The sequence below is a fragment of the Streptomyces montanisoli genome (genome assembly GCF_017813245.1).
In the GTDB taxonomy this organism is placed as follows: Bacteria; Actinomycetota; Actinomycetes; order Streptomycetales; family Streptomycetaceae; genus Streptomyces; species Streptomyces montanisoli.
This window is the reverse complement of record NZ_JAGIQL010000007.1, coordinates 61,310-88,139: the sequence shown is the minus strand read 5'-3', so window position 1 is coordinate 88,139 and position 26,830 is coordinate 61,310. Positions and strand designations below refer to the sequence as shown.

At 73.4% G+C, this 26,830-nt stretch carries 25 protein-coding genes; 12 read left to right on the top strand and 13 right to left on the bottom strand.

Annotated elements, in window-relative coordinates; all coding sequences use genetic code 11:
• On the bottom strand, nucleotides 1-493 hold a 493-nt coding region (locus JFN87_RS03735), incomplete at its 3' end, for an IclR family transcriptional regulator (RefSeq protein WP_209338394.1).
• A gap of 230 nt (nucleotides 494-723) precedes the next feature.
• Between JFN87_RS03735 and allB the strand changes: the two genes are divergently transcribed.
• Both allB and alc read left to right on the top strand, forming a co-directional pair.
• Nucleotides 724-2,088: an allantoinase AllB gene (gene allB / locus JFN87_RS03730; RefSeq protein ID WP_245178693.1), complete on the top strand. Its 1,365-nt coding sequence runs from the start codon at nucleotides 724-726 to the stop codon at nucleotides 2,086-2,088.
• Between the two features lies 1 nt (nucleotide 2,089).
• Nucleotides 2,090-3,268, top strand: a complete 1,179-nt coding sequence (alc, locus tag JFN87_RS03725; RefSeq protein WP_209338392.1) for an allantoicase — start codon at nucleotides 2,090-2,092, stop codon at nucleotides 3,266-3,268.
• A 116-nt stretch (nucleotides 3,269-3,384) separates the two neighbouring features.
• Here alc and JFN87_RS03720 read toward each other — a convergent pair whose 3' ends face one another.
• Nucleotides 3,385-4,389, bottom strand: a complete 1,005-nt coding sequence (locus JFN87_RS03720; RefSeq protein WP_209338391.1) for a Gfo/Idh/MocA family protein — start codon at nucleotides 4,387-4,389, stop codon at nucleotides 3,385-3,387.
• A 113-nt stretch (nucleotides 4,390-4,502) separates the two neighbouring features.
• Here JFN87_RS03720 and JFN87_RS03715 point away from each other — a divergent pair, with 113 nt between their 5' ends.
• From JFN87_RS03715 to JFN87_RS03680, 8 genes are all read left to right on the top strand, one after another.
• Nucleotides 4,503-5,258, top strand: coding sequence for a GntR family transcriptional regulator (locus JFN87_RS03715; protein ID WP_307865284.1), 756 nt, complete (start codon nucleotides 4,503-4,505; stop codon nucleotides 5,256-5,258).
• A gap of 115 nt (nucleotides 5,259-5,373) precedes the next feature.
• Nucleotides 5,374-6,420, top strand: a complete 1,047-nt coding sequence (locus JFN87_RS03710) for a sugar ABC transporter substrate-binding protein (RefSeq protein ID WP_372449172.1) — start codon at nucleotides 5,374-5,376, stop codon at nucleotides 6,418-6,420.
• Nucleotides 6,417-7,484 (top strand): ABC transporter permease, encoded by a 1,068-nt coding sequence (locus tag JFN87_RS03705; protein WP_209338388.1) that lies wholly within the window; start codon nucleotides 6,417-6,419, stop codon nucleotides 7,482-7,484. The genes JFN87_RS03710 and JFN87_RS03705 overlap by 4 nt, the downstream gene beginning before the upstream one ends.
• Nucleotides 7,481-8,341 carry an ATP-binding cassette domain-containing protein gene (locus tag JFN87_RS03700; RefSeq protein ID WP_209338387.1) on the top strand — a complete coding sequence of 287 codons (861 nt, stop codon included), beginning with the start codon at nucleotides 7,481-7,483 and terminating at the stop codon, nucleotides 8,339-8,341. The genes JFN87_RS03705 and JFN87_RS03700 overlap by 4 nt, the downstream gene beginning before the upstream one ends.
• 219 nt (nucleotides 8,342-8,560) lie before the next feature.
• Nucleotides 8,561-9,721: an ROK family glucokinase gene (locus JFN87_RS03695; RefSeq protein WP_209338386.1), complete on the top strand. Its 1,161-nt coding sequence runs from the start codon at nucleotides 8,561-8,563 to the stop codon at nucleotides 9,719-9,721.
• The gene (locus JFN87_RS03690; protein ID WP_209338385.1) at nucleotides 9,718-10,308 is read left to right on the top strand and encodes a hypothetical protein; all 591 of its coding nucleotides are present in this window, start codon (nucleotides 9,718-9,720) and stop codon (nucleotides 10,306-10,308) included. Before JFN87_RS03695 ends, JFN87_RS03690 begins: the two co-directional genes overlap by 4 nt.
• A gap of 120 nt (nucleotides 10,309-10,428) precedes the next feature.
• Nucleotides 10,429-10,908, top strand: coding sequence for a peroxiredoxin family protein (locus JFN87_RS03685; protein ID WP_209338384.1), 480 nt, complete (start codon nucleotides 10,429-10,431; stop codon nucleotides 10,906-10,908).
• Between the two features lie 180 nt (nucleotides 10,909-11,088).
• Nucleotides 11,089-11,712: a helix-turn-helix transcriptional regulator gene (locus tag JFN87_RS03680; RefSeq protein WP_209338383.1), complete on the top strand. Its 624-nt coding sequence runs from the start codon at nucleotides 11,089-11,091 to the stop codon at nucleotides 11,710-11,712.
• Nucleotides 11,713-11,737: 25 nt separating this feature from the next.
• On the opposite strand, the gene JFN87_RS03675 is transcribed toward JFN87_RS03680, so the two are convergent.
• From JFN87_RS03675 to JFN87_RS03625, 11 genes are all read right to left on the bottom strand, one after another.
• Nucleotides 11,738-14,614 carry an AfsR/SARP family transcriptional regulator gene (locus tag JFN87_RS03675; protein WP_209338382.1) on the bottom strand — a complete coding sequence of 959 codons (2,877 nt, stop codon included), beginning with the start codon at nucleotides 14,612-14,614 and terminating at the stop codon, nucleotides 11,738-11,740.
• Nucleotides 14,615-14,784: 170 nt separating this feature from the next.
• Nucleotides 14,785-15,645 carry an acyl-CoA thioester hydrolase/BAAT C-terminal domain-containing protein gene (locus tag JFN87_RS03670; RefSeq protein WP_307865283.1) on the bottom strand — a complete coding sequence of 287 codons (861 nt, stop codon included), beginning with the start codon at nucleotides 15,643-15,645 and terminating at the stop codon, nucleotides 14,785-14,787.
• A 69-nt stretch (nucleotides 15,646-15,714) separates the two neighbouring features.
• Nucleotides 15,715-16,554: an ABC transporter permease gene (locus JFN87_RS03665; RefSeq protein ID WP_209338380.1), complete on the bottom strand. Its 840-nt coding sequence runs from the start codon at nucleotides 16,552-16,554 to the stop codon at nucleotides 15,715-15,717.
• Nucleotides 16,551-17,489 carry an ABC transporter ATP-binding protein gene (locus JFN87_RS03660; RefSeq protein ID WP_307865282.1) on the bottom strand — a complete coding sequence of 313 codons (939 nt, stop codon included), beginning with the start codon at nucleotides 17,487-17,489 and terminating at the stop codon, nucleotides 16,551-16,553. The genes JFN87_RS03665 and JFN87_RS03660 overlap by 4 nt, the downstream gene beginning before the upstream one ends.
• 41 nt (nucleotides 17,490-17,530) lie before the next feature.
• Entirely contained in the window at nucleotides 17,531-18,592 is a 1,062-nt protein-coding gene (locus tag JFN87_RS03655) for an LLM class flavin-dependent oxidoreductase (RefSeq protein ID WP_209338379.1), read from the bottom strand.
• A 2-nt stretch (nucleotides 18,593-18,594) separates the two neighbouring features.
• Nucleotides 18,595-19,407 (bottom strand): hypothetical protein, encoded by an 813-nt coding sequence (locus tag JFN87_RS03650; protein WP_209338378.1) that lies wholly within the window; start codon nucleotides 19,405-19,407, stop codon nucleotides 18,595-18,597.
• Nucleotides 19,356-20,102 (bottom strand): CPBP family intramembrane glutamic endopeptidase, encoded by a 747-nt coding sequence (locus tag JFN87_RS03645; protein WP_209338377.1) that lies wholly within the window; start codon nucleotides 20,100-20,102, stop codon nucleotides 19,356-19,358. The genes JFN87_RS03650 and JFN87_RS03645 overlap by 52 nt, the downstream gene beginning before the upstream one ends.
• A complete protein-coding gene (locus tag JFN87_RS03640) occupies nucleotides 20,080-21,435 on the bottom strand; it encodes a YcaO-like family protein (RefSeq protein WP_209338376.1) in 1,356 nt (451 codons plus the stop codon). The genes JFN87_RS03645 and JFN87_RS03640 overlap by 23 nt, the downstream gene beginning before the upstream one ends.
• A complete protein-coding gene (locus JFN87_RS34255; RefSeq protein WP_209338375.1) occupies nucleotides 21,428-22,459 on the bottom strand; it encodes a TOMM precursor leader peptide-binding protein in 1,032 nt (343 codons plus the stop codon). Before JFN87_RS34255 ends, JFN87_RS03640 begins: the two co-directional genes overlap by 8 nt.
• Before the next feature lie 63 nt (nucleotides 22,460-22,522).
• Nucleotides 22,523-23,449, bottom strand: coding sequence for a SagB/ThcOx family dehydrogenase (locus tag JFN87_RS33445; RefSeq protein ID WP_209338374.1), 927 nt, complete (start codon nucleotides 23,447-23,449; stop codon nucleotides 22,523-22,525).
• An 86-nt stretch (nucleotides 23,450-23,535) separates the two neighbouring features.
• Nucleotides 23,536-23,739: a hypothetical protein gene (locus tag JFN87_RS03625; RefSeq protein WP_209338373.1), complete on the bottom strand. Its 204-nt coding sequence runs from the start codon at nucleotides 23,737-23,739 to the stop codon at nucleotides 23,536-23,538.
• 245 nt (nucleotides 23,740-23,984) lie between these two features.
• Between JFN87_RS03625 and JFN87_RS03620 the strand changes: the two genes are divergently transcribed.
• Nucleotides 23,985-25,244, top strand: coding sequence for a cytochrome P450 (locus JFN87_RS03620; protein WP_209338372.1), 1,260 nt, complete (start codon nucleotides 23,985-23,987; stop codon nucleotides 25,242-25,244).
• Nucleotides 25,241-26,716, top strand: a complete 1,476-nt coding sequence (locus JFN87_RS03615) for a YcaO-like family protein (protein WP_209338371.1) — start codon at nucleotides 25,241-25,243, stop codon at nucleotides 26,714-26,716. Before JFN87_RS03620 ends, JFN87_RS03615 begins: the two co-directional genes overlap by 4 nt.
• The last annotated feature ends 114 nt before the right edge of the window (nucleotides 26,717-26,830 follow it).

The window sequence follows — 26,830 nt, the reverse complement described above, 5'->3', positions numbered from 1 at the left end:
CGTCGGCGGGCACATGCGCGAGCAGGGCCTTGCCCACACCCGTCGTGTGCGGCAGCACGCGGCGGCCGACCTCGGTGAACATGCGCATCGAGTGCTTCGACGGCACCTGGGCCACGTAGACCACCTCGTCGCCGTCCAAGAGCGCCATGTTGGCGGTCTCGCCCGTCTCGTCGACGAGCCGGGCGAGGTAGGGCCGCGCCCAGGTGCCGAGCAGCCGGGACGCCGACTCGCCGAGCCGGATCAGGCGCGGGCCGAGCGCGTAGCGCCGGTTCGTCTGCTGGCGCACGTACCCGCACGCCACCAGGGTGCGCATCAGGCGGTGGATCGTCGGGAGCGGCAGGCCGCTGCTGGCCGACAGCTCGCTCAGGCCCACCTCGCCGCCTGCGTCAGCCATCCGTTCGAGCAGGTCGAAGGCGCGCTCCAGGGACTGGACGCCGCCGCTCCCCGAGGCGGGTTTCGCGGCGTCTGTGGTGCTGGCGCTGGACGACGGCACGGTGGCGGTCCTTTCGCGAACGGGCAGGCGGAGCCGAGCCTGAAGCCTACCGGGCGCCGGGGCTCCCCGGTGCCGCCGCCAACCGTACCTTCTGCTGAGCGGAAAAGAGGTTCCGTGTTGCGGAAAATATCCGTAGACGGCTCTTGACGGGGCGCGATCCGCGGAGAAGACTCTTCAACAGTTCGTTGAATTCTATGGTGGCCGCCGGTCGGTGACCGGTCGCCACGGTGATGATCCGAGGGGTGCGCGTGTCAGATGTGAACCTGGTTGTCCGCTCGACGCGGGTCGTCACGCCCGAGGGGACGCGCCCCGCCGCGCTCGCCGTCGCGTGGGAGCGGATCGCCGCCGTCCTGCCGTACGACGCGGCCGCGGACGTCCTGGGTCCCGGCACCCGCCTCGAGGACGTGGGGGACAACGTCGTGATGCCCGGGCTCGTGGACACCCACGTCCATGTGAACGACCCCGGCCGCTCCGAGTGGGAGGGGTTCGCCGCGGCCACCTCCGCCGCCGCCGCGGGCGGGATCACCACGATCGTCGACATGCCGCTCAACTCGCTGCCACCGACGACCACGGTGGCGCACCTGCGTGTCAAACAGGGGGTGGCACGCCCGCGCGCGCACGTCGACGTCGGGTTCTGGGGAGGCGCGCTCCCCGGCAACGTGGCCGACCTGCGGCCGCTGCACGAGGCAGGGGTGTTCGGGTTCAAGTGCTTCCTGTCGCCCTCGGGCGTCCCGGAGTTCCCCGAGCTCGACCGCGACCAGCTGGTGGCTTCCCTCACCGAGATCGCCGGCTTCGGCGGCCTGCTGATCGTGCACGCCGAGGATCCGCACGAGCTGGACGGCGCACCCCACCGCGCGGGCCCCGCCTACGCGGACTTCCTCGCCTCCCGTCCGAGGGACGCGGAGAACGAGGCCGTGCGCACCCTGATCGACGTGGCGGGGCGGCTGGACGCGCGCGTCCACGTGCTGCACCTGTCCTCGTCGGACGCGCTGCCGGCGATCGCCGCCGCGCGCGCCGCGGGCGTGCGGATCACCGCCGAGACCTGCCCGCACTTCCTCACGCTCACCGCCGAGGAAGTACCGGACGGCGCGACGGAGTTCAAGTGCTGCCCGCCCATCAGGGAGGCGGCCAACCAGGACGCGCTCTGGCAGGCGCTCGCGGACGGCACGATCGGCAGCGTCGTCTCCGACCACTCGCCGTGCACCGCCGACCTCAAGACCCCCGACTTCGCCACCGCGTGGGGAGGCATCTCCTCCCTGCAACTCGGCCTGCCCGCCGTGTGGACCGAGGCGCGCCGCCGCGGCCACACGCTCGCCGACGTGGCGCGCTGGATGTCCGCCGAGCCCGCCGCCCTCGCGGGCCTCACCACGAAGGGCGCCCTGGCCGCCGGCCGCGACGCCGACTTCGCCGTCGTCGCGCCGGACGAGACGTTCACCGTCGACCCCGCGCACCTGCACCACCGCAACCGCGTCACGGCCTACGCGGGCCGCACGCTGTACGGCGTGGTCAAGTCCAGCTGGCTCAGGGGCCGGCGGATCGCGGTGGACGGCGAGGTCGCCCCACCCACAGGAAACCTCCTCGAAAGGAACCACTGAGTTGACGCAGGCGCCGCAGACCACTCACGTCCCGGACGCGCAGCAGGCGCGGGGCCCGGAAGGACGCGCGCCCGCGCCCGCCTTCACCGGAGACGTACACCCCTACGCCGGCGGTGACCCGTACGCCGACTACCGCGCGGCCGACTTCCCCTTCACCCACCTCACCGACCTCGCCGACCGCAGGCTCGGCGCCGCGGTCGTCGCGGCCAACGACGAGTTCTTCGCGGAGCGGGAGAACCTGCTCAAGCCCGAGCGCCCGGTCTTCGACCCCGCCGCGTTCGGCCACAAGGGCAAGATCATGGACGGCTGGGAGACCCGCCGCAGGCGCGGCGCGGGAGCCTTTGCCCCGCACCCGGGCCCCGGCGAGCACGACTGGGCCCTCGTGCGGCTCGGTGTGCCGGGCGTGGTGCGCGGCGTCGTCGTCGACACCGCCCACTTCAGGGGCAACTACCCGCAGGCCGTCTCGGTCGAGGGCACGTCCGTGCCCGGGCAGCCCTCCGTCGAGGAGCTCACCGCCGGCGACGTCACCTGGACGCCGCTCGTGGAGCGCACCCCGGTCGGCGGCCACGCGGCGAACGGCTTCGCCGTCGACGTCGCGCGGCGCTTCACCCACCTCAGGCTGCGCCAGTTCCCCGACGGCGGCGTCGCGCGCCTGCGGGTGTACGGGGACGCCGTGCCCGACCCCGCGTGGCTGTCCGCGCTCGGCACGTTCGACGTCGCGGCGCTCGAGAACGGCGGCCGGGTCGAGGACACCTCCGACCGCTTCTTCTCGCCCGGCTCCAACACGATCGCGCCCGGCCGCTCGGCCACCATGGACGAGGGCTGGGAGACCCGCCGCAGGCGCGACGACGGGCACGACTGGATCCGCTACAGCCTGGTGGCGCAGGCCGAGATCCGGGCCGTCGAGATCGACACCGCCTGCTACAAGGGCAACGCGGCCGGCTGGGTCGCGCTGTCCGTGCGGGACGGCGAGGACGGCGAGTGGACCGAGGTCCTGCTCCGCACCCGGCTCCAGCCGGACGCCAACCACCGCTTCGTGCTGCCCGCCGCCGCGACCGGCGACGGCGTCCGCCTCGACACCTTCCCCGACGGCGGCGTCTCCCGGCTGCGGCTGTTCGGCTCGCTCACCCGGGCCGGGGCCGCAGCACTGGCCGCCCGCCACGCTGAACTCGGAGCCTGAGCCCGGCCGTCCCGGCACGACGGCGCAAAGCCGGCCCACCCCCCGGCGCGGCCACCACCGCGCCGGCCGGGAGCCGAGCAGTGCCGCGCGGGGCGGCGGCAGGCCGCCCTGCGGCGCTACGCCTCCGCGATCTCCGCCAGCGCCACCGCGCGGTGCTCCGCGCGTGAGCGCTCGCACGCCTCCGCGATGCGCAGCGCGTGCAGCGCCTCTCGCGCGTCGCACGGGTTCGCGCGCTCGCCGCGCACCACGCCGAGGAACGCGTCGATCTCCGCCTCGTACGCGGGCGCGAACCGCTCGAGGAAGCCGGGCCACGGGTTCTCGCAGCGCGGCGGGCCCTTGGGTTCGGTCGACGTGATCGGCGTGCGGTCGTCGAGGCCGACCGCGTACTGGTCGGCCGTGCCCGCCAGCTCCATGCGGACGTCGTACCCGGCGCCGTTGCACCGGGTCGCCGTCGCCGTCGCCAGGGTGCCGTCGTCGAGCGTCAGGACGGCCGCGGCCGTGTCCACGTCGCCCGCCTCGCGGAACATCGCGGGGCCCGCGTCCGAGCCGGTCGCGTAGACCTCCACGACCTCCCGGCCGGTCACCCACCGCATGATGTCGAAGTCGTGCACCAGGCAGTCGCGGTACAGGCCGCCCGACAGCGGGAGGTACGCGGCCGGCGGCGGTGCCGGGTCGGAGGTGATCGCGCGCACCGTGTGCAGCCTGCCGAGGGCGCCGGAGGCCACCAGCTCGCGGGCCGCCGCGTACCCCGCGTCGAAGCGGCGCATGAACCCCAGCTGGAGGAGGGTGCCGGCGCTCTCGACCTCACGCACCGCGGCCAGCGTGCCCGCCAGGTCGAGCGCGATCGGCTTCTCGCAGAAGGCGGGCAGCCCCGCGCGCGCCGCCCGCGAGATCAGCTCGGCGTGCGACGACGTCGCGGAGGCGATCACCAGCGCGTCCACGCCCCAGGCGAACACCTCGTCCACCGAGGGCGCGGCCGTCGCCCCCGTACGGTCGGCGACCTCCGCGGCCCGTGCCGCGTCCGTGTCCGCCACCACCAGGGAGCCGACCTCGCGATGGCGGCTGAGCACGGCCGCGTGGAAACTCCCGATGCGGCCTGTGCCGATGAGTCCGATGCGCATGGCCTTAAGGTGTCGTTCGCCGCCTCGCCATGTCAAGCATTTGTCCTGACAATCGGACCTCAGGGGCCGCCTCACGCTTTCCGGTGCGTGGACCGAGGTCTACGCTCGGCGGCGTGACCGATCAGCCAGGCGCGCCACTCCCGCTCGCAGTGGACCGTACCAGCCCGGTGCCCCTCTACTACCAGCTGTCCCAGCAGCTGGAGGCGGCCATCGAGCGCGGCGGGCTGGCCCCCGGCAGCCTCCTCGGCAACGAGATAGAGCTCGCCGGGCGCCTCGGCCTCTCCCGGCCCACCGTCCGCCAGGCCATCCAGTGCCTCGTGGACAAGGGGCTCCTCGTGCGCCGCAGGGGAGTCGGCACGCAGGTCGTGCACAGCCAGGTCAAGCGCCCGCTGGAGCTGTCCAGCCTCTACGACGACCTGGAGGCGGCCGGGCAGCGCCCCGCGACCCGCGTCGTGCGCGACGCGCTCCAGCCGGCGTCGGCCGCCGTCGCCGCCGCGCTCGGGGTCGCGGAGGGCACCGAGGTCCGCTTCCTCGAACGGCTCAGGTACGCCCACGACGAGCCCATGGCCTGCCTGCGCAACCACCTGCCCGCCGGGCTCCTCGACTGCGAGAGCGAGCGCCTGGAGTCCACCGGCCTCTACCGCCTGCTGCGGACCGGCGGGATCACCCTGCACAGCGCCCGCCAGTCCGTCGGCGCGCGCGCCGCGTCGGCCGAGGAGGCGGAGCGGCTCACCGAGTCCGCGGGCGCGCCGCTGCTGACCATGGAGCGCGTCACGTTCGACGACACCGGCAGGGCGGTCGAGTTCGGCTCCCACGTCTACCGGGCCTCCCGGTACTCCTTCGAGTTCCAACTCCTCGTACGATCCTGACCCTTCGCGCCGTCGCCGCCCCCGGCGCACGGAAACGCGCGATGTACAGGCAGAGTATTGACGGGGCCGCGTACCCCGGCTAGACATCCAGCGACCAGCGGAAGGGCATATTGTCGTGACAAGAATACGAACAGGGGTACGGCGCCGGTGGGGGAGGCGTACCGTCCGAACGACCACCGGCGCGGTGCTCGCGGCCACCCTCGCGGCGACCGCGCTCGCCGGTTGCAGCGCCACCGGCGGGCGGCGCGCGGAGGAGCGCGCCGCGGCGGCCGAGGCGGGCGGGCACTCCGCCGTGAACACGCCGAAGTGGACCATCGGCATGGTCACCCACTCCGCCGACGGCGACACGTTCTGGGACATCGTCCAGAGCGGCGCCAAGCAGGCGGCCGTCAAGGACAACGTGAAGTTCCTGTACGCGCACAGCGACCAGGCGCAGAACCAGGCGCAGCTCGTGCAGTCGTACATCGACAAGAAGGTCGACGGCCTGATCGTCACGCTGGCCAAGCCCGACGCCATGAAGGACGTCGTGCAGAAGGCCGTCAAGGCCGGCATCCCGGTCATCACGATCAACTCGGGCGCGCAGCAGTCCAAGGCGTTCGGCGCGCTCACCCACATCGGCCAGGACGAGGCCACCGCGGGCGAGGCCGTCGGCGACCAGCTCGACAAGGAGCACCGCAAGAAGGCGCTCTGCGTCATCCACGAGCAGGGCAACGTCGGCCTCGAACAGCGCTGCGCCGGGGCGAAGAAGACGTTCGGCGGGCAGCTGGAGAACCTGTACGTCGACGGCACGAGCACCCCCGACGTGCAGTCCTCCATCGAGGCCAAGCTCCAGGCCGACCCGTCCATCGACGCCGTCGTCACCCTCGGCGCGCCCTTCGCCGACGCCGCGCTGCAGGCGAAGCGGACCGCGGGCAGCAAGGCGGAGATCGACACCTTCGACCTCAACCAGCAGGTCGCCGCGAAGCTCAAGTCCGGCGCGCTCGGCTTCGCCGTCGACCAGCAGCCCTACCTCCAGGGCTACGAGGCCGTCGACCTGCTGTGGCTGTACAAGTACAACCGCGACGTGCTCGGCGGCGGCAACCCCGTACTGACCGGGCCGCAGATCGTCACCAAGAAGGACGCGCCCGCCCTCGAGGCCTACGCCAAGCGGGGCACGCGATGACGGCGACCGCCCCCTCCGTGCGGCCCCCGGCCGGCGGTCCCGGCGGCGACGAGCGCCTGCTGCGGTCCTCCCCGCTGCGCAAGCTGCTGGGAAGGCCCGAGCTCGGGTCCGTCGTCGGCGCCCTGGCCGTCTTCCTCTTCTTCGCGCTCGTCGCGGACTCGTTCCTGCGCGCCTCCAGCCTCGCGACGGTGCTGTACGCGGCGTCCACCATCGGCATCATGGCCGTGCCCGTCTCGCTGCTGATGATCGGCGGCGAGTTCGACCTCTCCGCCGGCGTCATGGTGACGAGCTCCGCGCTGCTGTCCTCGATGTTCAGCTACCAGATGACCGCGAACGTCTGGGTGGGCGTCGGGGTGTCGCTGGTGGCCACGGTCGGCATCGCCGCGTTCAACGGGTTCATGCTGACCGTGACGAAGCTGCCCAGCTTCATCATCACGCTCGGCACGTTCCTGATGCTCACCGGCCTCAACCTCGGCTTCACCAAGCTGATCGACGGCACCGTCTCGACCAAGACCATCGGCGACATGTGGGGCTTCCACTCCGCGCACGAGGTCTTCGCGTCCACCTGGACCGTCGGCGGCATGGACCTCAAGGTGACGATCCTGTGGTGGCTGCTGATGGTCGCCGTCGCCACCTGGATCCTGCTGCGCACCCGCTTCGGCAACTGGATCTTCGCCGCGGGCGGCAGCGCCGAGGCGGCGCGCGCCGTGGGCGTGCCCGTCAAGCGCACCAAGATCCTGCTGTACATGGGCGTCGGCTTCGGCGCCTGGGTGACCGGGCAGAACCTGCTCTTCTCGTTCGACGCCGTCCAGTCGGGCGAGGGCGTGGGCAACGAGCTGATCTACATCATCGCCGCCGTCATCGGCGGCTGCCTGATCACCGGCGGATACGGCTCCGCCATCGGCTCGGCCGTCGGCGCCCTCATCTTCGGCATGACCAACAAGGGCATCGTCTTCGCCGAGTGGAACCCCGACTGGTTCAAGTTCTTCGTCGGGGCGATGCTCCTACTGGCCACCCTGCTCAACGCGTGGGTACGCAAGCGCGCGGAGGCGTCGCGATCATGATCGAACCACCGGAAGAGGTCACACCCGAGCGCCCCGGCGGCGACGGCCGCACGCCGCTCGTCGAACTCGACGGCGTCAGCAAGTACTACGGCAACATCCGCGCGCTCGAAGGCGTCTCGCTCGAGGTGCACGCGGGCGAGATCACCTGCGTGCTCGGCGACAACGGCGCGGGCAAGTCCACCCTCATCAAGATCGTCTCCGGGCTGCACCGGCACGACGGGGGAGACCTGCGCATCGAGGGCGAGTCCACCGCTCTCGCGTCCCCGCGCGAGGCCCTCGACCGCGGCATCGCCACCGTCTACCAGGACCTCGCGGTCGTCCCGCTCATGCCCGTCTGGCGCAACTTCTTCCTCGGCTCCGAGCCGACCCGCGGCAAGGGGCCCTTCCGCCGCCTCGACACCGCGCTCATGCGCGAGACGACCCGCGGCGAGCTGCGGAGGATGGGCATCGACCTGCGCGACGTCGACCAGCCGATCGGCACCCTGTCGGGCGGCGAGCGGCAGTGCGTGGCCATCGCGCGCGCCGTCTACTTCGGCGCCAAGGTCCTCGTACTGGACGAGCCGACCGCGGCGCTCGGCGTGAAGCAGTCGGGCGTCGTCCTCAAGTACGTGGCGGCGGCGCGCGACGCCGGGCTCGGGGTCGTGCTCATCACGCACAACCCGCACCACGCCTACCTCGTCGGCAACCGCTTCGTGCTGCTCAAGCGCGGCGTCATGGCGGGCAGCCACCTCAAGGACGAGATCGCGCTCGACGAGCTCACCCGGCAGATGGCCGGCGGATCGGAGCTGGAGGAACTCAGCCACGAACTGGAGCGCGCCCCCGTCCCCGGGCACCTGGGCGGCCACCCGTCGGACTGAGCCGCACACGCGGCTCCTACGCGCCGGATGGCACAATCGCCGGTGGCGGGCGCCGTCCGCCGCGCTGCCCGCCACCGGGCAGGGCCCCGACCCCGCAGGGACGACACGACTCGTGCGAGCACCCAGGCCACGGCCCGGCCGCCGGCACCGCCACCACGGCGCACGCCAGGACGGGGCGGCCACGCCGCCCCGGTCCGCGGACCCGAGGGGCGCGGACCTGTGAGCACCTACCGCGACCTCGCCCACCGCTCATCACGCGCCACCGTGCTGCGCACGGCCGGCACGCGCGAGCGCCGCTCCCACCTGAGCGCCCCGCGCGTGCCGACCGTCGGCATCGACATCGGCGGCACGAAGGTCATGGCCGGCGTCGTCGACGCGGACGGCACCATCCTCGAGCACCTGCGCACGGAGACGCCCGACAAGTCCAAGAGCCCCAAGGTCGTCGAGGACACCATCGTCGAGCTCGTCCTCGACCTCTCCGACCGGCACGACGTGCACGCCGTCGGCATCGGCGCGGCGGGCTGGGTCGACGCGGAGCGCTCCCGTGTGCTGTTCGCGCCCCACCTCGCCTGGCGCGACGAGCCCCTCAGGGACGCGCTCGCCTCGCGCCTCGCGGTACCGGTCATGGTCGACAACGACGCCAACACGGCCGCCTGGGCCGAGTGGCGCTTCGGCGCGGGCCGCGGCGAGGACCACCTCGTCATGATCACCCTCGGCACCGGCATCGGCGGCGCCATCCTGGAGGACGGCCGCGTCAAGCGCGGCAAGTACGGCGTCGCCGGCGAGTTCGGCCACATGCAGGTCGTGCCGGGCGGGCACCGCTGCCCCTGCGGCAACCGCGGCTGCTGGGAGCAGTACAGCTCGGGAAACGCGCTGGTCAGAGAGGCGAGGGAGCTCGCCGCCGCGGACTCGCCCGTCGCCCACGACATCATCGAGCGGGTCAAGGGCAACGTCCGCGAGATCACGGGACCGCTGATCACCGAGCTCGCCCGTGAGGGCGACCCCATGTGCGTCGAGCTCTTCCAGGACATCGGGCAGTGGCTCGGCGTCGGCATCGCCAACCTCGCGGCCGCGCTCGACCCCTCGTGCTTCGTCGTGGGCGGCGGCGTCAGCGCCGCCGACGACCTGCTCATCGCGCCCGCGCGCGACGCCTTCCGCCGCCAGCTGACCGGGCGCGGCTACCGCCCCGAGGCCCGTATCGTGAAGGCGCAGCTCGGACCCGAGGCCGGCATGGTCGGCGCGGCCGACCTGGCCCGCCTCGTCGCCCGCCGCTTCCGGCGCGCCAACCGCCGCCGCGTGGAGCGCCACGAACGCTACGAGCGCTACGCGCAGGCCATAAGGAATACCCGTACCGACCCGGAGCAGGAACCGCAGTCATGACCCCGCCGTCCGCCTCCCCGACGACCCAGCCGTCCGCGGAAGCCGCAGGGAAGCCGCCGGAGGACCGCCGCCACCGCAACCGCAGGCGGCTGCTCACCCTCATCGTGATCGTGCTGCTCGTCGGCATCCCGGCCGGCTACCTGGCGATCGCCGCGGAGCAGAGCCGCAACAGCGGCCGCAAGAGCGAGCGGGAGGCGCTCGCCACCGGGCTGCGGCCGATCCGTCCCCCCTGGTTCAAGAGGCGCATCTACGACGTGCCGATCCCGTCGGGCGCCACCCACGTGCGCTTCTACGAGACCAACAACTGGAAGAACAGCCGCTTCTACGCGCAGTTCGACGTCACCTCTGGCCGCCTGGACACCTTCCTGCAGAGCATGGGGACGAACAGGTCGGAGCTCGAGCCGGGAGCGGTGACGATCTCCAAGCGCGACCAGTCCGTCGCCAAGTGGGACTTCTCCGTACCGGGCCACCACTGGGCGGGGCTCACGTACAACCAGAAGGACCCGCGGCCCACCGTGAACGTCATCGTGGACCTGTCGGACCCCGCGAAGGCGCGGGTCTACGCCGTCTCCACGGCCACACCGTGATCCCTCCCGCTCCGCGCGGCTCGCGGCCGGCCGGGTAAGACCCGGCGCGGCCGCGACGCACATGCAGACGGCACTCCACGACGGAGTGCCGCAGTGCGGCCGAGGAAGAGAGAGAACGCCATGACACTCCTGAACGCCGGGGCACGCTTCCCGGACCTCACCATCGCGACGGTGGACGGCGGGGAGGTCGACGTACGGGAGGAACTCGCCGGCCACTTCGGCGTGGTGCTGTTCAACCGCGGCTCCTGGTGCCCCTACTGCGTGGCGCAGCTGCGCGCGTTCCAGCGCCACCAGGACAAGCTGGCCGACCGCGGCATCAGGACCCTCTCGCTCTCCGTGGACGACGAGGCCACCGCCAAGGAGCTGGTCGCCCAACACCACCTCACCTTCCCGGTGGGCCACAGCGCCGACGCCAGGGCCGTCGCCGCCGCCACGGGCGCCTTCGTCAACGAGGACCCGCTCTACCTCCAGTCCACGGGCTTCGTCCTCGACCCCCAGGGCCGGGTCGTCGTCTCGGTCTACTCGAGCGGCGCGATCGGCAGGCTCGTCCCCGAGGACGTCCTCGGCATGGTCGACTACATCAAGGGCCACGCCGCCTGACGCGCGGGCTTCGGCGACGCGGGCGGACGCGCCGCAAAGGGCTCCGGGACGAGGACGGCGGCCCCGCGCGTCCGCTCGAGCAGCGGCTGCCGGGATGCCGGTCGGTGCCCGTTCAGATGCTGTACAGAGCACACGTGCATACTCCGGCTCGGCAACCAGATCCTCGGCGACAGGGGTGTCATGTCCGCTGTGCTCGTGCATCCGCAGGCGTCCGACCGGCTCACCACGAAGGGTCTCGAGGCTGAGCTGAGGCGGCTTGAACCCGCCGAGGTGTCCCTGGTGGAGTCGGCCGCGCAGGCCGAGGTCGTCGTCCACGCGTCCCACGTCCTGAGCGGCGGCGACCTGTGCCTGCTGCGTGCGGAGGCGGAGCGGCACCGCGCCCGACTCGTCCTGGTGGCCGGCCGGATACCGGGGATCGGCCTGAGCGATCTCGTCACCTGCCGTATTCACGCCGTCCTCCGGTTGGCCGAGGCGGACGGCGAGACCATCCTCGGAGCCGCCCGCGCGGCCCGGCAGGGGGACGGCGTCTTCCCCCCGTCCCTCCAGGGCTCACTGGTGGCCCAGCTGAGCCACCTCCAGGAGGAGGTGCTCCGGCGGGCGGGCCACGACCTGTCGGGGCTCAACCCGCGCGACGTGGAGGTGCTGCGGCTGATCTCCGAAGGATTCGGCACCAGGGCGATCGCCCACAAACTCGCCTACTCCGAGCGCACCGTCAAGAACGCCGTCCAGTCCATCACCATGCAACTCGGCGCCCGCAACCGGGCGCAGGCGGTGGCCCACGCAGTGCGGGAAGGCCTCTTCTGAAGGGACGCGGCCGTGCGCCGGTGCGTCAGCCCTCCTCCAGGAGGCGGCCGCACTCGGCCGCGTCCGGAGCGCCGAGCGCCTCGAAGACGGACAGGGCGGTGCGCCACGCCTCCCGCGCCGATGACAGGTCGCCGTACTGCCTGTACAGGCGGCCGAGCCAGACCAGTGCCTGCGCGTGCCGGTAGGTGTCGCCCAGTGACTCGTACATCCGGTCGGCCCGCGACAGGAACCGGCGGGCCTCGCGCGGGCGGTCGGCGGCCAGGTGCGCCTGGCCGAGCTGCATCATGGAGTCGGCCTCGCCCCGGGTGTAGCCGGCGGTACGCCACACGCGCAGCGCCCGTTCCAGTGCGGCGACGGCCCTCCCGGGGTGGCCGGTCGCGAGGAGGGCGCGTCCCAGCGCGCTGAGCGCCCATGCCGCTCCCCACTCGTCCCCGGCGCGCTGGTAACAGCGGCGGGCGGACTCGAAGGTGTGCAGCGCCTGGTCGAATCGGTGGGTGCGCAGGTAGAGGTCGCCCAGCGGCACCAGGACGGTGCCCAGCTGCCATTGGTCGTCAAGACGCTGGAACTCGGCCGCCGCGCGCGTCAGTTGCCTGCGTGCCTGCCGGTAGTGGCCCAGGTCGAGGTGGGCCAGGCCGGCTCCGGCCCTGATCTGTGCCAGCCCCGCTGTGGCGCCGGCCCGGCGCGCCGCACGTGCGCCGGTGCGCAGCAGCCGCAGCCACAGCGCCCAGTTCTTGCGAAGGTAGAACCACGCGGTCAGGATCGCCGGGAGCCGCCAGGCCACGTCGTACCGGCCCAGGCGGTAGGCGAGTTCGGCCGTGGCCACCAGGTCGTGCTGGTGCACGGCGAGCCAGCGCACGGCGCCGCTGCGGTCGGTGGGGCCGCCCACCGACCACGGCGTGGGCCGCACCGGGAACCGGTCGTGCAGCGCACGCGGCTCTATCAGCCGGCTCGCCTCGCGCGCGGCGTGCAGCGTCCAGCGGAGCAGCCGTTCACGGGCAGCCGCCGACTCCCGCGCGTCAAGCAGCTCTTCGGCGAGCTCCCCGGCGAACTCCCTCAGCAGATCGTGGAAGCGATAGCGCTCCGGCCCCGCCGTGGCGAGCAGGTTGTCACTGACCAGTTCCGACAGGAGCGCGGCGGCCTCCCGTGGCGTCCGGTCCAGCAGCGCCCCCGCGGCCGCCGGGTCGACGTGCGTACCGGGGAAGAGGCTCAGCAGGCAGAACGCACGGCGCGCCGGGGCGGACAACTCCGCGGCGGAGGCGCGGAAGACGGTGCGGAGGTCGGCGCCGGTCTCGGGTTGCGCCGAGGACAGGGCGTCCAGGCGGCTTCCGTACCGCCTGATGCGCGTCAGCAGTTCCTGCAGCGGCAGTTGCGGGCTGCTGAGCGCACGGTTGCCGACCATGGAGATCGCCAGGGGCAGCCGCACGCAGTACTCGACGAGGGCGTCGGCCTCCTCGGGCTCCGCCTCCGTCCGCTCGGGTCCGGCGCACATGTCGAGCAGGGCACGGGCGTCCCGATGGTCCATCGGCCCCAGTAGGAGGGGCTGCGCGGCGTGCCGCACCACCAGGGTGTCGAGCCGGCGGCGGCTGGTGACCAGTGTCGCGCAGCCGCGTCCCGCGGGCAGCATCGGCAGCACGTCGTCGCCGGTGCGTGCGTCGTCCAGGAGCACCAGCAGCCTGCGCTGCTCGGTGAGGGAGCGGAAGAGGGCGGCGCGTGCGCTGACGGTCCGGGGTATCTGGTCGAACGTGACACCGAGCGCGACCAGGAAGTCGTACAGCGTCTCGGCGGCCGTGGGCGGCGGGTCGGAGAAGCTGAAGCCGCGCAACTCGGCATACAGGCAGCCGTCGGGGAACGTGTCGGCGACCCGGTGTGCCCACTCCAGCGCCAGTGTCGTCTTGCCGGTTCCTGCGCCGCCCGTCACCACGCACACCCGCGGTCTGTCGCCGGGTCCCAGCGCGCTCGCCAGTTCGTCGAGGGCACGCTGCCGGCCCACGAACCGGCCGGGCCGGGGCGGAGGGTACCGCCGTGGCTGAACGGCCGGCGCCGCAGGACCGGCCGCCCGCCCGATGGCGCGCCGCCCGTCGGGCGGGCCGTTGCCGTCCGGACGAACTGTGCCGCCGCGCAGCCGGTCGCGTGCTTCGATCAGCGCGGCCCCGGGCCGCACCCCGAGCTCTTCGTCGAGCCCCTCACGCACCCGCTCGTACACCTCAAGCGCCTCGTCGCGGTGACCGCCGCGCTCCAGCGCCCGCATCAGCAGCAGGTGCGCGGACTCCCGCAGCGGATGGTCACGCGTCACGGGCGACAGCTCCTGGACAACGATGTCCGGGCGGTCGAGGTCGAGCAGGAGTTCGCCGTACTCCTCGAGGGTGGCGAGCCTGAGCCCCTGCAGCCGCTGCCGCTCGGCGGCGGCGAACGGGCCGGGCACCCCGTGCAGGGGCGTGCCACGCCACATCGCCAGGGCCTCGCGCAGCATGCCGGCGGCGGCCTCGGGGGCCGGGGCGCGTTCGGCGCGGGCCCGGGCGCGCAGCGTGAGGAACCGGGTGCTGTCGAGGTGGGCCGGGGGCAGCCGCAGGCAGTACCCCCCGTGGACGGTGGCGAGGACCCCGTCGACGGCGCGCTGCCTGTGCCCGGGCTCCAGTTGCTTGCGCAGCCGGGCGATGTAGGTGTGGATGTTGCCGCTGGCGTTTCCCGGCAGGCGCTCGCCCCAGACCGCGTCCATCAGCTGTTCCTTGGAAACCACCGTGCCGGCCTGGGCCGAGAGGCAGGCGAGTACCGCCTGGCGCAGGGGCGGGCCGACGCTCTCCGGCACCCCGTCCACCTGGATCGCCAGGGGGCCGAGCACGCTGATGCGGACGGTCGGCACACTGTCCGCGGCCCGGTCCGGGCCGATCTGCTGCCGGCTCACCGCCGTCCTCCCTCGGGGGTGCGCGGGAACAAGCGGGGGAAAGCCGGGCCTCGTTGTCTTCTGGGCAATAGTCCGGAATCCGAGCAACTCGTGGCGAACAGGGGGCTGCGGTAAGCCCCTTGACGGTCTCGCTGCGATCGGTGTTCGCAACGATGAGCATCGTAGGCCAGTCAGGCGGTTTCCGGTATCACGCCCAGAGCCGAGAGGATGTGCGGCCAGGCGGCGGCGCCGAGCGCGGCGTCCGACCGCGGGTCGCCGCCCAGGGCGTACAGCGGTGCGGCGCCGAGCGGTGCCTCCCCGGGCAGCAGCGGGTGGTGGCCGGCGCCCGGATCGGTCACCACCACCGCGGTGCCCCCGCCCCGGCGCACCCGCTCTTCGAGTTCCCGTGCGTAGGGCAGGGACGGCCACATCGCGTCGGCCCCGCCCGCCACCAGCACCAAACGCGCCGTCGTGCGTTCCACCGCGATGGCGGCTTCGGCCGCCCGGCCCGGATACGTCCGCGCGCTGTGCTCGTACAGTTCGCGAAGCCGCGCCGGCCCGGTCCCCGGCGGCTGCGGCAGGTACGCGGCGTCGTACGGCGTGAAGGGCAGCGCGGCACCGCGGTGCAGCCAGGAGGAGCGCGGCGGGTGGCTGCGGCCGTCCGCTCCCGGGCCCAGGTTCGCCCACACCAGCGACGTCGGCGAGATCGCCACCACCGCGGCGACCCGTGCGTCGTGCACCGCGAGCAGCAGCGCGGCCTCGGCGCCCTTGGACTCGCCCAGCACCCCCACCTGCCGGGCACCGCGCCGCAGCAGCAGGTCCACGGCGGCCGAGAACGTTTCGAGGGCGACCTCGCAGATGCCCGGGGGCTGGCCGGGCCCGCCGAACCAGCGGACGGAGAGGGCCGTCAGGCCGGCGGCAGCCAGCAGCGAGCAGCGTTCCCCAGCGATCTCGCCGCCCGAGCCGCCCAGCACCAGGACCGCACGGTCGGCGCCTTCCTCGGGCTCGGCGAGGACGCCCTCCCACGGATCGGACAGGTGTCGGACGGTCACGCTCACGGCGCCTCCTCGGCGGACGGTCGGCGTTCGGACGGGATGGGCGGTGGCGCGGGGCCGACGGGGTCAGCGCAGCCCCGGTGGCCGACGGCGGAACGCGAGCAGGCACAGCAGGAAACCGCCCACGCACCACGCCCCGAGCACGAGCGCGGTGCGCCCGTGCTCCCAGCCGCCCGCGGCCTCCGCAGCACGGAAGGACCCCGGAAGCAGCGCCGAACGCAGGCCCTGCGCAATCCACTTGAGCGGAAAACAGGAGGCGGCCAGCCGCAGCGAGCCGGGCAGCGACGTGAACACGAAGAACACGCCCGAGATCAGCTGCAGCACCAGGTAGGGGATCTGAGTGGCGGGCAGCGCCGCCTTCACCGTGGACGTCAGGCGGCTGAAGGCGATGCCGGCCAGCGCGCAGGAGACCAGCCCCAGGGCCGTCACCCAGGCCAGCGTCCACCACCGGTACGCGGTGTCCGGCAGTGCGACCCCGTAGCCGAACCGGCCGACGGCGAGCAGCAGCACGGTCTCCGCCAGACCCACCACCACGGCCTGCCCGGCCTTGCCCAGCACGTACCCGGCAGGCGTCAGCGGCGTGGCCGCCAGCCGCTTGAGTGTGCCGTCCTCCCGATCGGAGGCGATCCCCACGACGAGGCTCAGGAACGTGGTCGCCATCATCCCGGAGGCGATGATCCCGCACACCAGGACGTGCCGCAGCGGTACACCGGTGCCCGCCGCGTCGCCGGTGAACAGGGTCGCGAACACCACCAGGAGAAGCAGCGGCAGCGCCGAAGTGAACAGGAGCGCCTGCCGGTTGCGCACATAGCCCTTGAGCTCGACACCGGTGCGCGAGCGTCCGGCGCGCAGCACCGGGCGGAGCGCGGCCACCGGGCCGCGCGCCGGTGCCGAGGTGGACGTCATGAGCGTGCCTCCTCTTCGGTACGTGCCGGGGCCGCCAGCAGCGACAGGTACCCGGACTCCAGCGTGGGCCGGGACACCCGCAGTTCCGGCACCTCCGCGATCCCCAGTTCGCCGGCCCTGTCCAGTACGGCACGCAGTGCGCCGGAGGGCTCGGTGGTCCTGACGCGCACCCGGTCATCGGCCAGCAACTCCGCCTCCGTGTCGCCGGGGAGGCCCGAAGGAGGCAGCAGACGGTGGCCGGTGAAGCGGATCTCGCACCGGGACGAGCGGCCCGCCGCCAGTTCGGCTATCGAGCCCAGTGCGATGGCACGCCCCTCGGCGATGACCGCACCGCGGTCGGCCAGCTCCTCGACCTCCGCCATCGAATGGCTGGTCAGCACGACGGTGGTGCCGCTCTCGCGGGTGAGCGTGCGCACCGTGGCCCACACCTCCCGCCGTGCCACGACGTCGAGGCCGGTGGTGGGCTCGTCGAGGAAGAGCAGTTCGGGCCGGCCCACCACACCGAGGGCGATGTCGACCCGGCGGCGCTGCCCGCCGGACAGCCGGCCGATGCGCCGGCCCGCGACCTCGGCGAGCCCGACGGTCGCCAGCAGCCCGTCGACAGGAGCCGGCCGCGGGTAGAGTCCGGCGACGTGCGCGACTGCCTCCCGCACCGTCAGTTCCGCGAAGGCACCCGCCTGTTGCGGCACAACGCCCACGCGCCGGCGCCAGTGCGGACCCGGGCGCTCCGGGTCCCGTCCCAGCACGCTCAGCTCACCGCCGTCCCGGGCGAGGAAGCCGCCCATGATCTCCACCGCGGTCGTCTTGCCCGCGCCGTTGGGCCCCAGCAGAGCGAACACCTCGCCGTGGGCGACCCGCAGGTCGAGTCCCCGCAGCGCGGGACTGCCGCGGTAGGCCTTCCGCAGCCCCGTGCACTCGATCACCGCACCGTCCACCGGTCGGCTCCTTTCCGCACCGCGGTCCTCCGCCGTGCCGCTCAGCCCAGCTTCGGCATGACCTGTGAGGCGAACAGCCGCAGGTTCGGCTCCATCGTCGCCATCGTCTGGCCGCCGAAGTCGACCTGCCACAGCATCGTGTCCGCGTGGAGCTGCGTGGTGAGCTGCCGTGCACGCTCCACGGCCTGCTCGGGCGAGCCGACCACGGCGGTTCCGACGCTGCGGAAGTCGTCGATGCGCATGGTGCGCAGGATCCGGCCCATCGCCTCGTACGTCGGGTAGTCCTTGGAGGTGGTACCGCTCCAGTCCTCGGCCGACTCCGCCCACACCGTCAGGTACTCGCGCAGCAGCGGATCGGCGACCCGGTAGGCCTCCTCATCGGTCTCCGCCACGAAGAGCGGGACGCTGACCGCCACCCGGGGCGAGGCGCCGGGCCCGTGCACGGCCCGGAAGGTCTCCAGGTACACCTCCACCATCTCCCGGGTGCCCGGCAGCGCGTCCTGGTGCGGCGGAGGAGTCACCAGCAGCCCGAAGCCCTGCTCCGCGATCCAGGTGAAGCTCTGCCGGCTGCGCACGGCGGCCACCCACACAGGGGGGTGCGGGCGCTGCTCGGGGCGGGGCAGGCTGGTGGCCCTGCGGAACCGGAAGAACGGGGTCTCCTCGTCGACGGACTCCTCGGTCCACAGCCTGCGCACGGCGTTCACCGTCGCCTGGAACCGTGCCCGCGACTCGTCCATCGGCACGCCGAACGCCTCGAACTCGTACGGCAGCCAGGCCCGGGCGAATCCCACGTCCAGGCGGCCGCCGCTGATCGCGTCGACCATCGCGGCCTGCGCGGCGATCTGCAACGGGTGGTGGAAGGACGCCTGGATCGCGCCCGTCATCAGCCGGATCGAGCTGGTGCACCCGGCGACCGCGGACAGGAAGCCCAGCGGGTCGGGGCAGTATCCGCCGTAGTCCCGAAGGTAGTGCTCGGTCATCTTGACGTAGTCCAGGCCCAGTTCCTCGGCGGTGCGGGACAGGGTCAGGGCGTCGCGGTAGTACTCGCGTGCCGAGCGGGCCGCGGGACGGCAGTCGGGCAGCAGGGAGATGCCGTGCCTCATTGTCAACCTCCGATGGACTGGCTGGCCGGGCGGCCAGTGGACGAGGGCTCCTCGCGGGACCTGGCGAGGAGCAGGAACGCGCACCGTGCGCCGGCCAGCGGCAGCACGAGCGGGACGGACCGGAACAGCGCGGTCTCGACGGTCGCGTTGAGGAGCAGTGAGACCGGGGCCGACAACCGGGAGCGGCGGGCGTCCGGCCAGCCGCAGCGCAGCACCGCACACGCCGGAGCGACGCACCAGCCGGCCGCCGGGCCCGACCAGTGCACCGCGCACGCGACGCCGACGCCGAACACCGCGCCCTGCTCGGCCCAGGCCGCGAGCAGGCACAGCACCAGCGGGACCCCTGGAGGCCACACTCCGGCGCCGGGCAGCGAGGAGGCCGCGCGCAGCCACGAACCGCGCTGCAGGGCCGCCCACTGGGAGCCGTGCCCCGCGGCACCGGGTGCCCTGCGGCGCATCCGTACGCCGAGTTCGCCCAGCGCCCCGCACGCCAGCGCCCCGCACGCGAGCTCCCCGGCGCCCACCACCGCCCCGGCGGGCAGCAGCGCCCAGCCGGTCACGAACACACTGAACGCGCCGTCCGGCCGGGTGCCGGGCACCGCCGCCCACCACACACCGGCGATCACCAGCGCCGCCGCCGGCGCCGCGAACCGGCGGGCCCAGCGCACCGGGACCGACGCGATGCCACCTGCCGGACGCCACGGCACGACGGCCGGCACCGCCCAGCAGACCAGCACCGCGAGCGGCGGCACCCAGGCAGCGGTCACGAAGCAGCCACCCCCCGCGTACCGGGCGCCGGGCGATTGCGGTGCCATGCGCGGAGGTTGAACAGCAGGTGTCCCACCACCGGTGCGAGCACCGTGCCGGTGAGCGCGACCGCGGCGGTCGCCGCGACCGAGAGCGGAAGCTTGGCGAGCACCTGGCCCCAGCCGAAGAACAGGTGCGCCAGCGCGAAGGCCACCACGCCGAGCGCGAGGGCCGCGAGCCTCAGCGGCAGCGCGTCGGCCCGCGTCGCGACGTCGTACCAGACCCCGCGGAAGACGGTCTCCTCCACCACCGCCGCCGCCAGCGTCCAGGTCGGGCCGGTCGGCAACCGCCGGTCCCGCACGCTCGGGCGCCAGGTGCCGTCGGCCTCACGAGGGCGGGCCGTGGCCGCGCAGGCAGGCCGCCGGCGCACCCCGGCACGGCCGCCGTGCACCAGCCGCAGCACGAGCGCGTCACCCGCCGCGCCGACCAGCGCGACCCCCGCGCCGACCGGTACGGATGATGCGAGCCGCCAGAGCGCGGGCGGCGTGGGGGCCGAGCCCCACAGGACGCCGGGCCCCAGCAGGAGCAGGCCGGCCACGGTGACGGCGGCCGAGACGCCCACGTACACGGGCAGCATCGGCGTGCCGCGGCGGTCCAGGTAGCGGCTGTGCAGCGCCCCCGTCAGGTGGAGCGCCGCCAGGGAGCACATGCCGAGCCCGGTGAGCAGGTAGAGCCTCATGTCAGGGGTAGGGGTGGGGGGCATCGTGGCTGAACCCTCCGAACGCGTGGAACCGGGGGTGGGCGGCCTGGGGCGCGGCCGGCAGCGGCAGCACCAGCGTGTCGGGCGAGAAGACACGCACCGCCGTGAAGCCCAGCGCCCGCACGTCCGTAGTGGTCAGGTCGGCGAAGAAGAGGTCCTTGCCGCTTTCGCGGTACGCCGCGGCCAGTGAGGCGATCTGCTCGCGCCGTGGCCGCTCGTCGTCGGGTGGCAGGTCGCCGGCGAAGGCCTCGTCGCACTGCGCGAAGCGGTCCTCGACCACCTTCGCCCCCTCCGCCGCCGCGTAGGCGCCGACGTTGGCCTCCAGGCCGTAGAGGTCCTCCGCGGTGGGCCTGCGCCCGCCGGGCCCGTGGTCGATGCGGTTCTCGACGGCGAGCCAGCCGGCGAGCCACCGCACACCCGCGGCCTCGAGCAGCGCCCGGTACATGGTCGGGACGAGCGCGGTGCCGCTGCCCAGGCCCACCGCTATCTGCGGCACCAGTCCCGGTGGCCGCCGCAGCAGGCAGGCCACCGTGAAGCCGGGCAGGTCCGGGTTGGTGAGCAGGTGGAACTCGGGTGCCAGCTCGTCGCGGGGGAAGATCTCGCTCACCAGGGCGGCGACGACGGCGGTACGGCGGTCGGGAACGATCCGCACGCTGCGGCGGGTGCCGTGCCAGTGACCGATGGCCGAGTCGATCTGCACCGCCTCCGACAGGGCGGCCGCCAGCGCCGCCTCCGGGTCCGTGTGGGCGGCGGCCCCCGTGGTGACCGCGGGAGCCAGCCAGGGCTCGTCGTCGCGCGGCACGTAGTCCAGGAAGTACCACTGCGCCGGGACCCAGCCGGAGCCCCTGTCCAGCAGAGAGGGAAGCTCGATCCATCCCAGTGGAGCGTCCGGGTCGAAGCGGTCGAACCAGAAGTCCCCGCCGGCGTGCTGGTCCTCGCCGAAGAGCGTCATCGCCGCCGCGTTCGGCACACGCTCCCCGGCCGCCGCCAGTTCCCGGTGGGACGCGACGCGGACAGGGAACCGCCCCTCCCGCGACGCCATGTGGCAGGCGTAGCGTTCGAGGGACTCGGCGAGCACCCTGATCCGGGCCTCGAACGGCTGGGTGCCGAAGCCGCCCAGGTGGAAGCTGCCCGCCTCGGGCGCCGGCAGGCCGTGCAGGTGGTGCACGCCCGTCAGGTCGGCGCTCAGGATCAGCATGCGGGGGTCGCTGCGGCTGCGGGTGAGGTGGTCGAGGAGCGGTACCACCCCGCACAGCCTGCCGTGCATACGGCGCCGCAGCGCCTCCGCACGCTGCAACTCGTCCTGGCGGACCGAGCACCTCAGCCGCTCAGACATCCAGCCACGTCCTCGGGTCGAAGTAGAGCGGCGAGTCGTCGCGCTCGGCCACGGTGCCGCAGCCGGCGCAGCCGGGCAGCCGCAGCACCTCGTGGTAGGCGATCTCCATCGTCGGCACGTGCACCCCCAGCACCTTGTCGAGGGTGAAGGCCGTCCCGGTGTGCAGGTAGTTGACGGTCTCCAGCGCCAGGTGCGACGCGAGCAGTGCTGCGACGGGGGTGGCCGCCGGCGGATTGCCGTGCCGCACCGCGCCGCGGGCGAGAGCCGCCTTGTAGGCGACGTAGGAGGACTTCTCCCGCAGGTTCATCGCGACGCGGGACTCGAAGCACTCGTAGCAGGCGGACCGCCCCGGCAGGACGGTGGGGCCGGCGAAGAGGTAGGGGCCGTCGAGCGCGCCGTGGATGAAGGCGATGCCGAGGCGGGCGGCGAGGCGGTTGAAGACCTGGAGGCGCTGAGGGTCGATCACGGAGGCGGTCACGACCGCGAACGCGCCACGCCACTGTTCGAACTCCTCGGCGAGCATCCGCAGCCGGAGCCCGTCGTGCAGGACCGCCGGGTCCACCGTGCGCAGCCGCCGCACCAGCGGGTCGTCCTCTCCGGGCCGAAGCACCGGCAGGTCGTGTCCGTCGCCCAGTGCGTCGCGCACGGAGCCGGTCAGCACCGGGTCGCCGAGCAGCAGCACCTTGGACGCCTGCCGGGACGGCTCGGTCCGGCCGAGTGCCGGCATGTCGTCGAGGTACGCGTCCAGGGCACTCACCGGGCCGTCCCCGAGCACCCCAAGCTCGGCGAGATGCCCGGTCACCGCCTCGACGTCCGTCACATCGACCTCGTGCCGCTCGGCCACCTCCTGGAGACTCGCGGTGCCGTCGAGCGCCGATACCAGAGCGAACATCTTGCCGCTGCCGCTGTCGTCGGTGACCGTGTAGGACCGCATGTTCCAGATGCCCGTCCGGAACTCGACGACGTCAGGGCTGTGCCCGATCACCGTGACCGACTTCCGCACCCGGGGATTCCCGTTCGTCACCGACAACCTCCAGCCAGAAGAGCGTGAATGGGGGTGCTGCTTTCCTCGTGACCCGTCGTGTCGTCACTCGGCGATGCCGACGAGGACGGTGTGCAGCAGCGCCTCGAGCACACCGTCGACTCCCAGCGCGGCATTCGCCTCGTCGTCGTAGAAGCCGGAGAAGTCCGTGGTGGCCAACCCGGCTCCGGTGGCCGCGAGATGGACGTTCTGGGCCAGCCCGCCGCACTCGTGGAGGACGAAACGCATTCCGCGTGGCCCGTACTTGCGCATCGCCCGCCACGGCCGCGCCACCAGGAGGACCATCGCCGCGGCCTGTCGCGGGTGCGGGCCCGTCGGCGCGTCCTGCAGCGCGTCCAGGAGCGCCGCGAGGCCCTCGGGGCCGGCGTGCGCGGCGAGCGCGTCGCGCTCGGGCAGGTACCGGTGGATGCCCTCGGGCACCCCCGTCACCCGCGAGGCGGCCACCCACACCTGGACGGGCCGCAGTCCGCCGGCGCTCGGCACGGCGTGGAAGGCGCCCTCCAGCGTCACTCCGTCCTCCGTCACCACCTCACCGTCCGCGGTGGGGCCCGCACCGTGCCGCAGCAGCCCGGCCAGCGCCGCCGCGGCCAGCGGGGCATCGGAGAAGGCTCGTTCGCTGCGTCGCCTGCGCACCACCGAGGTGAGCGGCTCGGCGATGTCGGGGGAGGGGGGAAGCGGTGTCAGCCGGTCGGCCGGCACCTGTTCGGCGCCGTTGTACGCCCAGCATGCCGCCAGCGGGTCCGAGGAGTAGGTGGAGATCGACGACTGCGTCTGGAGGTCCCACCGTTTCAGCCGCGAGGCCACCAGGAACTCCTCGGCCACCCGGGGCAGTCGGGGGTCGCCGACGTTGTCGGAGCAGAACGGGTGCGTACGCAGGCCGACGCCGCCGGCCTCGGGCGAACGGGAGCGGCGCACCGTGGCGAGCACGGCGGCGCGTGACAGGTCGGGGGAGGCGGAGACCGGGTCGGTCACGGTGGCACACCTTCCTTAAGGGGGCGGGAGCCGGGGGCGGGCCGGCGATGGCGCCGGCCCGCCCCCGGCGATCATTGCGCCAGGCGTCAGCCGCGACGGCGCACGACGGCACCGCAGCAGCAGCACGAGGCACCCGGCACGACGACCTCGCGCTCGTCGCTCTTCTCCGCGGTGGTCTTGGTGGTGAGCTTCATGCGTACCTCCTGAGTGATGAGTACCGCTGGTGCGGTACCGCACGGGAAGAACTGGAAACGGCGCGTCACCTGCCGCTGGAGCCGGCTGCTGGACATCGGCCGTTCCCAGGATGAGCGACCGGGCGACGACCCGGAGGCGCCCCCGGCCGGATGCAGGCAATCACACCGGCGGCGCGCCCATCAACGGCCGTTGGTGCATTGAACGTTGCCCCGATGAACGGTGTTAGCTGCGGGGCCCCGGGAAGTAAAAGCCATCGTGGTCCCCCTGGATTCCGCGCGCCGCCGCGCCGTGCGGTGCCCGTCGCGGACCGCTGCCGCAGCAGCTGTCCGGAAGGAGAGACATGACGACCAGCGCGAACAGACCGCCCGCCGCGCCTCCCGAGGCCCCCTTCGGCCCGGAGTGGGCGGCGGACCCCTACCCGGCCTACGCCGAGCTGCGCGCCGGGGGACCGGTCCGGCGCGTCCACATCCGCGAGGATCTGGAGCCCTGGGTGGTCAGCCGGCACGCGGAGGTCAAAGCGGTACTCGGCGATCCCCGGCTCAGCACGGACCCGGCCGCCGCGGCCGACGAGGTGCGAGAGGCAGTGGGACGCGGACGCGCCGAGGAGAAGGTTGCTCTGCTCGGCCGGCACCTGCTCAGCATCGACCCGCCCGAGCACACCGCGCTGCGCCGCCTGATGTCCCGGGCGCTGACACCGCGCCGCACCGCCTCCCTGGAGCGGCCGGTGGGCGAGTGGGCGACGGCATTGCTCGACCGGGCTCGCGGCAGGCAACGCCTCGACCTGCTGTCCGACTACGCGGTGCCCCTGGCCGTCGACGTGGTGTGCCGCCTGCTCGGCGTGCCGGAGGAACTGGGCGAGCCCTTCCACGCCTGCGCGCGGCGCTTCTGCCGCGCCGAACTCGACGAGGGCGACGACTTCGCCGACGCCGCCGACGAGTTGGGCGCCCACCTGGCGCCCTGGGTGGTCGGCGTCCACGCCCGCGGCGGCGACGAGGACAGCCTGGTCGGTCTGCTCGCCGCGGCCGGGGGCGAGGAGGCGCTGACGCCCGGGCAGCTCATCGATGTCGTCTACCACCTGTTCTTCTCCGGGTTCGAGTCCAGCGCCTACTTCGTGTGCAACACCGCCCTGCTGCTGCTCACCCACCCCGAGCAGCGGGCCGCGGTCCGCGCGGACCCCCGGCTGATGGAGGCCGTCGTCGAGGAGGGACTCCGGCTCGAGGGCTCCGTCAAGGTCCCCACATGGAGATTCGCCAACCAGGACTTCGAACTGGCCGGAGCGGAGGTCAGGCGGGGCGATCCGGTGCTGGCGCTGCTGAACTCGGCCGGCCGCGATCCCGCGGTGGTCGACGACCCCGACAGCTTCCGCCTGGACCGCGGCGCCTGTCCCCATCTGGCCTTCAGCCACGGCATCCACCACTGCCTGGGAGCGGCCGTCGGCCGCCTCGAGAGCCGAGTGGCGCTGTCCACCCTGTTCGGCCGGCTCCCCGACATGCGGCTGACGGTGCCCGCGGACGAGTTGCGCTGGCGCGACAACCTGATGATGCGGGGCGTCGTCGAACTCCCCGTCGTGCCGGGCCCGGACGCGGCGGAGCGCCGATGAGCGCGCCGACGCTCCGGTCGACCTGGGTCAACCGGGGCAGCGAGGCGTTCCCCGCCACCATGGCCGACGAGGAGCACGCCGCGCTCAGCGAACTCCTCGCGCTGTACAACCCCGTCGGCGGCCCGATCACGCGCGTGTTCACCGAACTGGCCGGCCCGGGCCCCCTGCACAGCAACGTGGCCACCGCGTCCTTCAGCAGCATCGACCGGCTGCTGCGCCGGCTGACCGGGGTGCCCTCGCTCGACCCCGGTACCGAGAACAGCATCAGTGCGGGCGGCAAGGGCTTCACCCTCTTCGACATGTTCGCCTCCAGCGCCGGCGAGACGGTCGAACGCGTCATCGGCTCGCTGCGCGGCACGGGCGGCGCCGAGCAGCGCTTCGGCACCTACGACGCTCTGCGGCGGTCCGGAGTGCCGTGCCTGCATCCGGACCGCATACCGCTCTTCTCCGCGGCCCAGTACGCCCGGCCCGACTTCGTCTACGCCCCGCTCACCACCTCCACGCCCGTCGGATGGACCCGTGGCACGCATCTGGTCTCCGGTGACGAGGTGTGGGTCCCCAGCCAGCTCGTACAGCTCGTGCACCTCGCCGAACCCGGCGAGGCCTCCGTCGGCTACGGCTCCTCCGGCGGCCTGAGCAGCCACGTCACCCGGGAGGCCGCGATCTACCACGGCGTGCGGGAGATAGTCGAGCGGGACGCGCTCAACCTCCGCTGGTACCTGCGTGTGCCCCCCGAGCGGGTGACCGTCGCCTCACCGCCGCGCAGCCGCCGGCTGCGGGTGCTGCTGGACGAACTGGCCGCGCAGAACGAACCGGTGGACCTTCTCCACCACTCCCTCGACATCCCGGAGATACCGGTCTTCACGGCGGTGCGCGTCGAACCGTGGCGCAACCGGTTCTCGTTCTGCGCGGGAGCCGGCGCGGACCTCGACGCCGAGACGGCGCTGACAGAGGCGATCAGCGAGTTCGGGCAGAGCGAACGCATCCTGCGCTCCTCCTTCCTCGCGCCGGGCCGCCCCGTCTCGAAGCTGTTCGCCCGGCAGTTCGGCATGTCGCCCGACGCCCCACTGGCCGAGATGCTCACCTATGTGCAGGCCATGGGGTACTACGGGAACCGGGAGCTGCGGGGGCTCCTGACGGCGCACCGGCGGGCCGGCGACGAGGTCGCGCTCGAAGCCATCGGCTCCGCCCCGCCGCCCCGCGAGGGCGGGCCCGCCGACGCCGCGCGGCTGGACGCGCTGCGCACCGTGCTGGACCGCCACCGGATCGACCCGGTCGTCATCGACCGCACCCCGCAGGGTCTGGACCACCTGAAGCTGGTGCGGGTCTTCGTCCCCGACCTGACCCAGCCGTTCCTGCAGTCCCGCCCGATGCTCGGCCACCCGCGGTTCGCCCGCGTGCGCGACTGGCTGGGGGAGCGGACGCCACTGACCGGCGACCCCCAGGCGGCGCCGCCGCTGCCCTATCCATGACGGCCCGCCGCACGCCGTCGCGGGCCGCCGCACGGACTCCGGTCGGCAGGACCGACCGGGAGCGCGTCCGCGCGCTGACTCACAGAGCTCGACCGACACGAGATGGGAGCGATG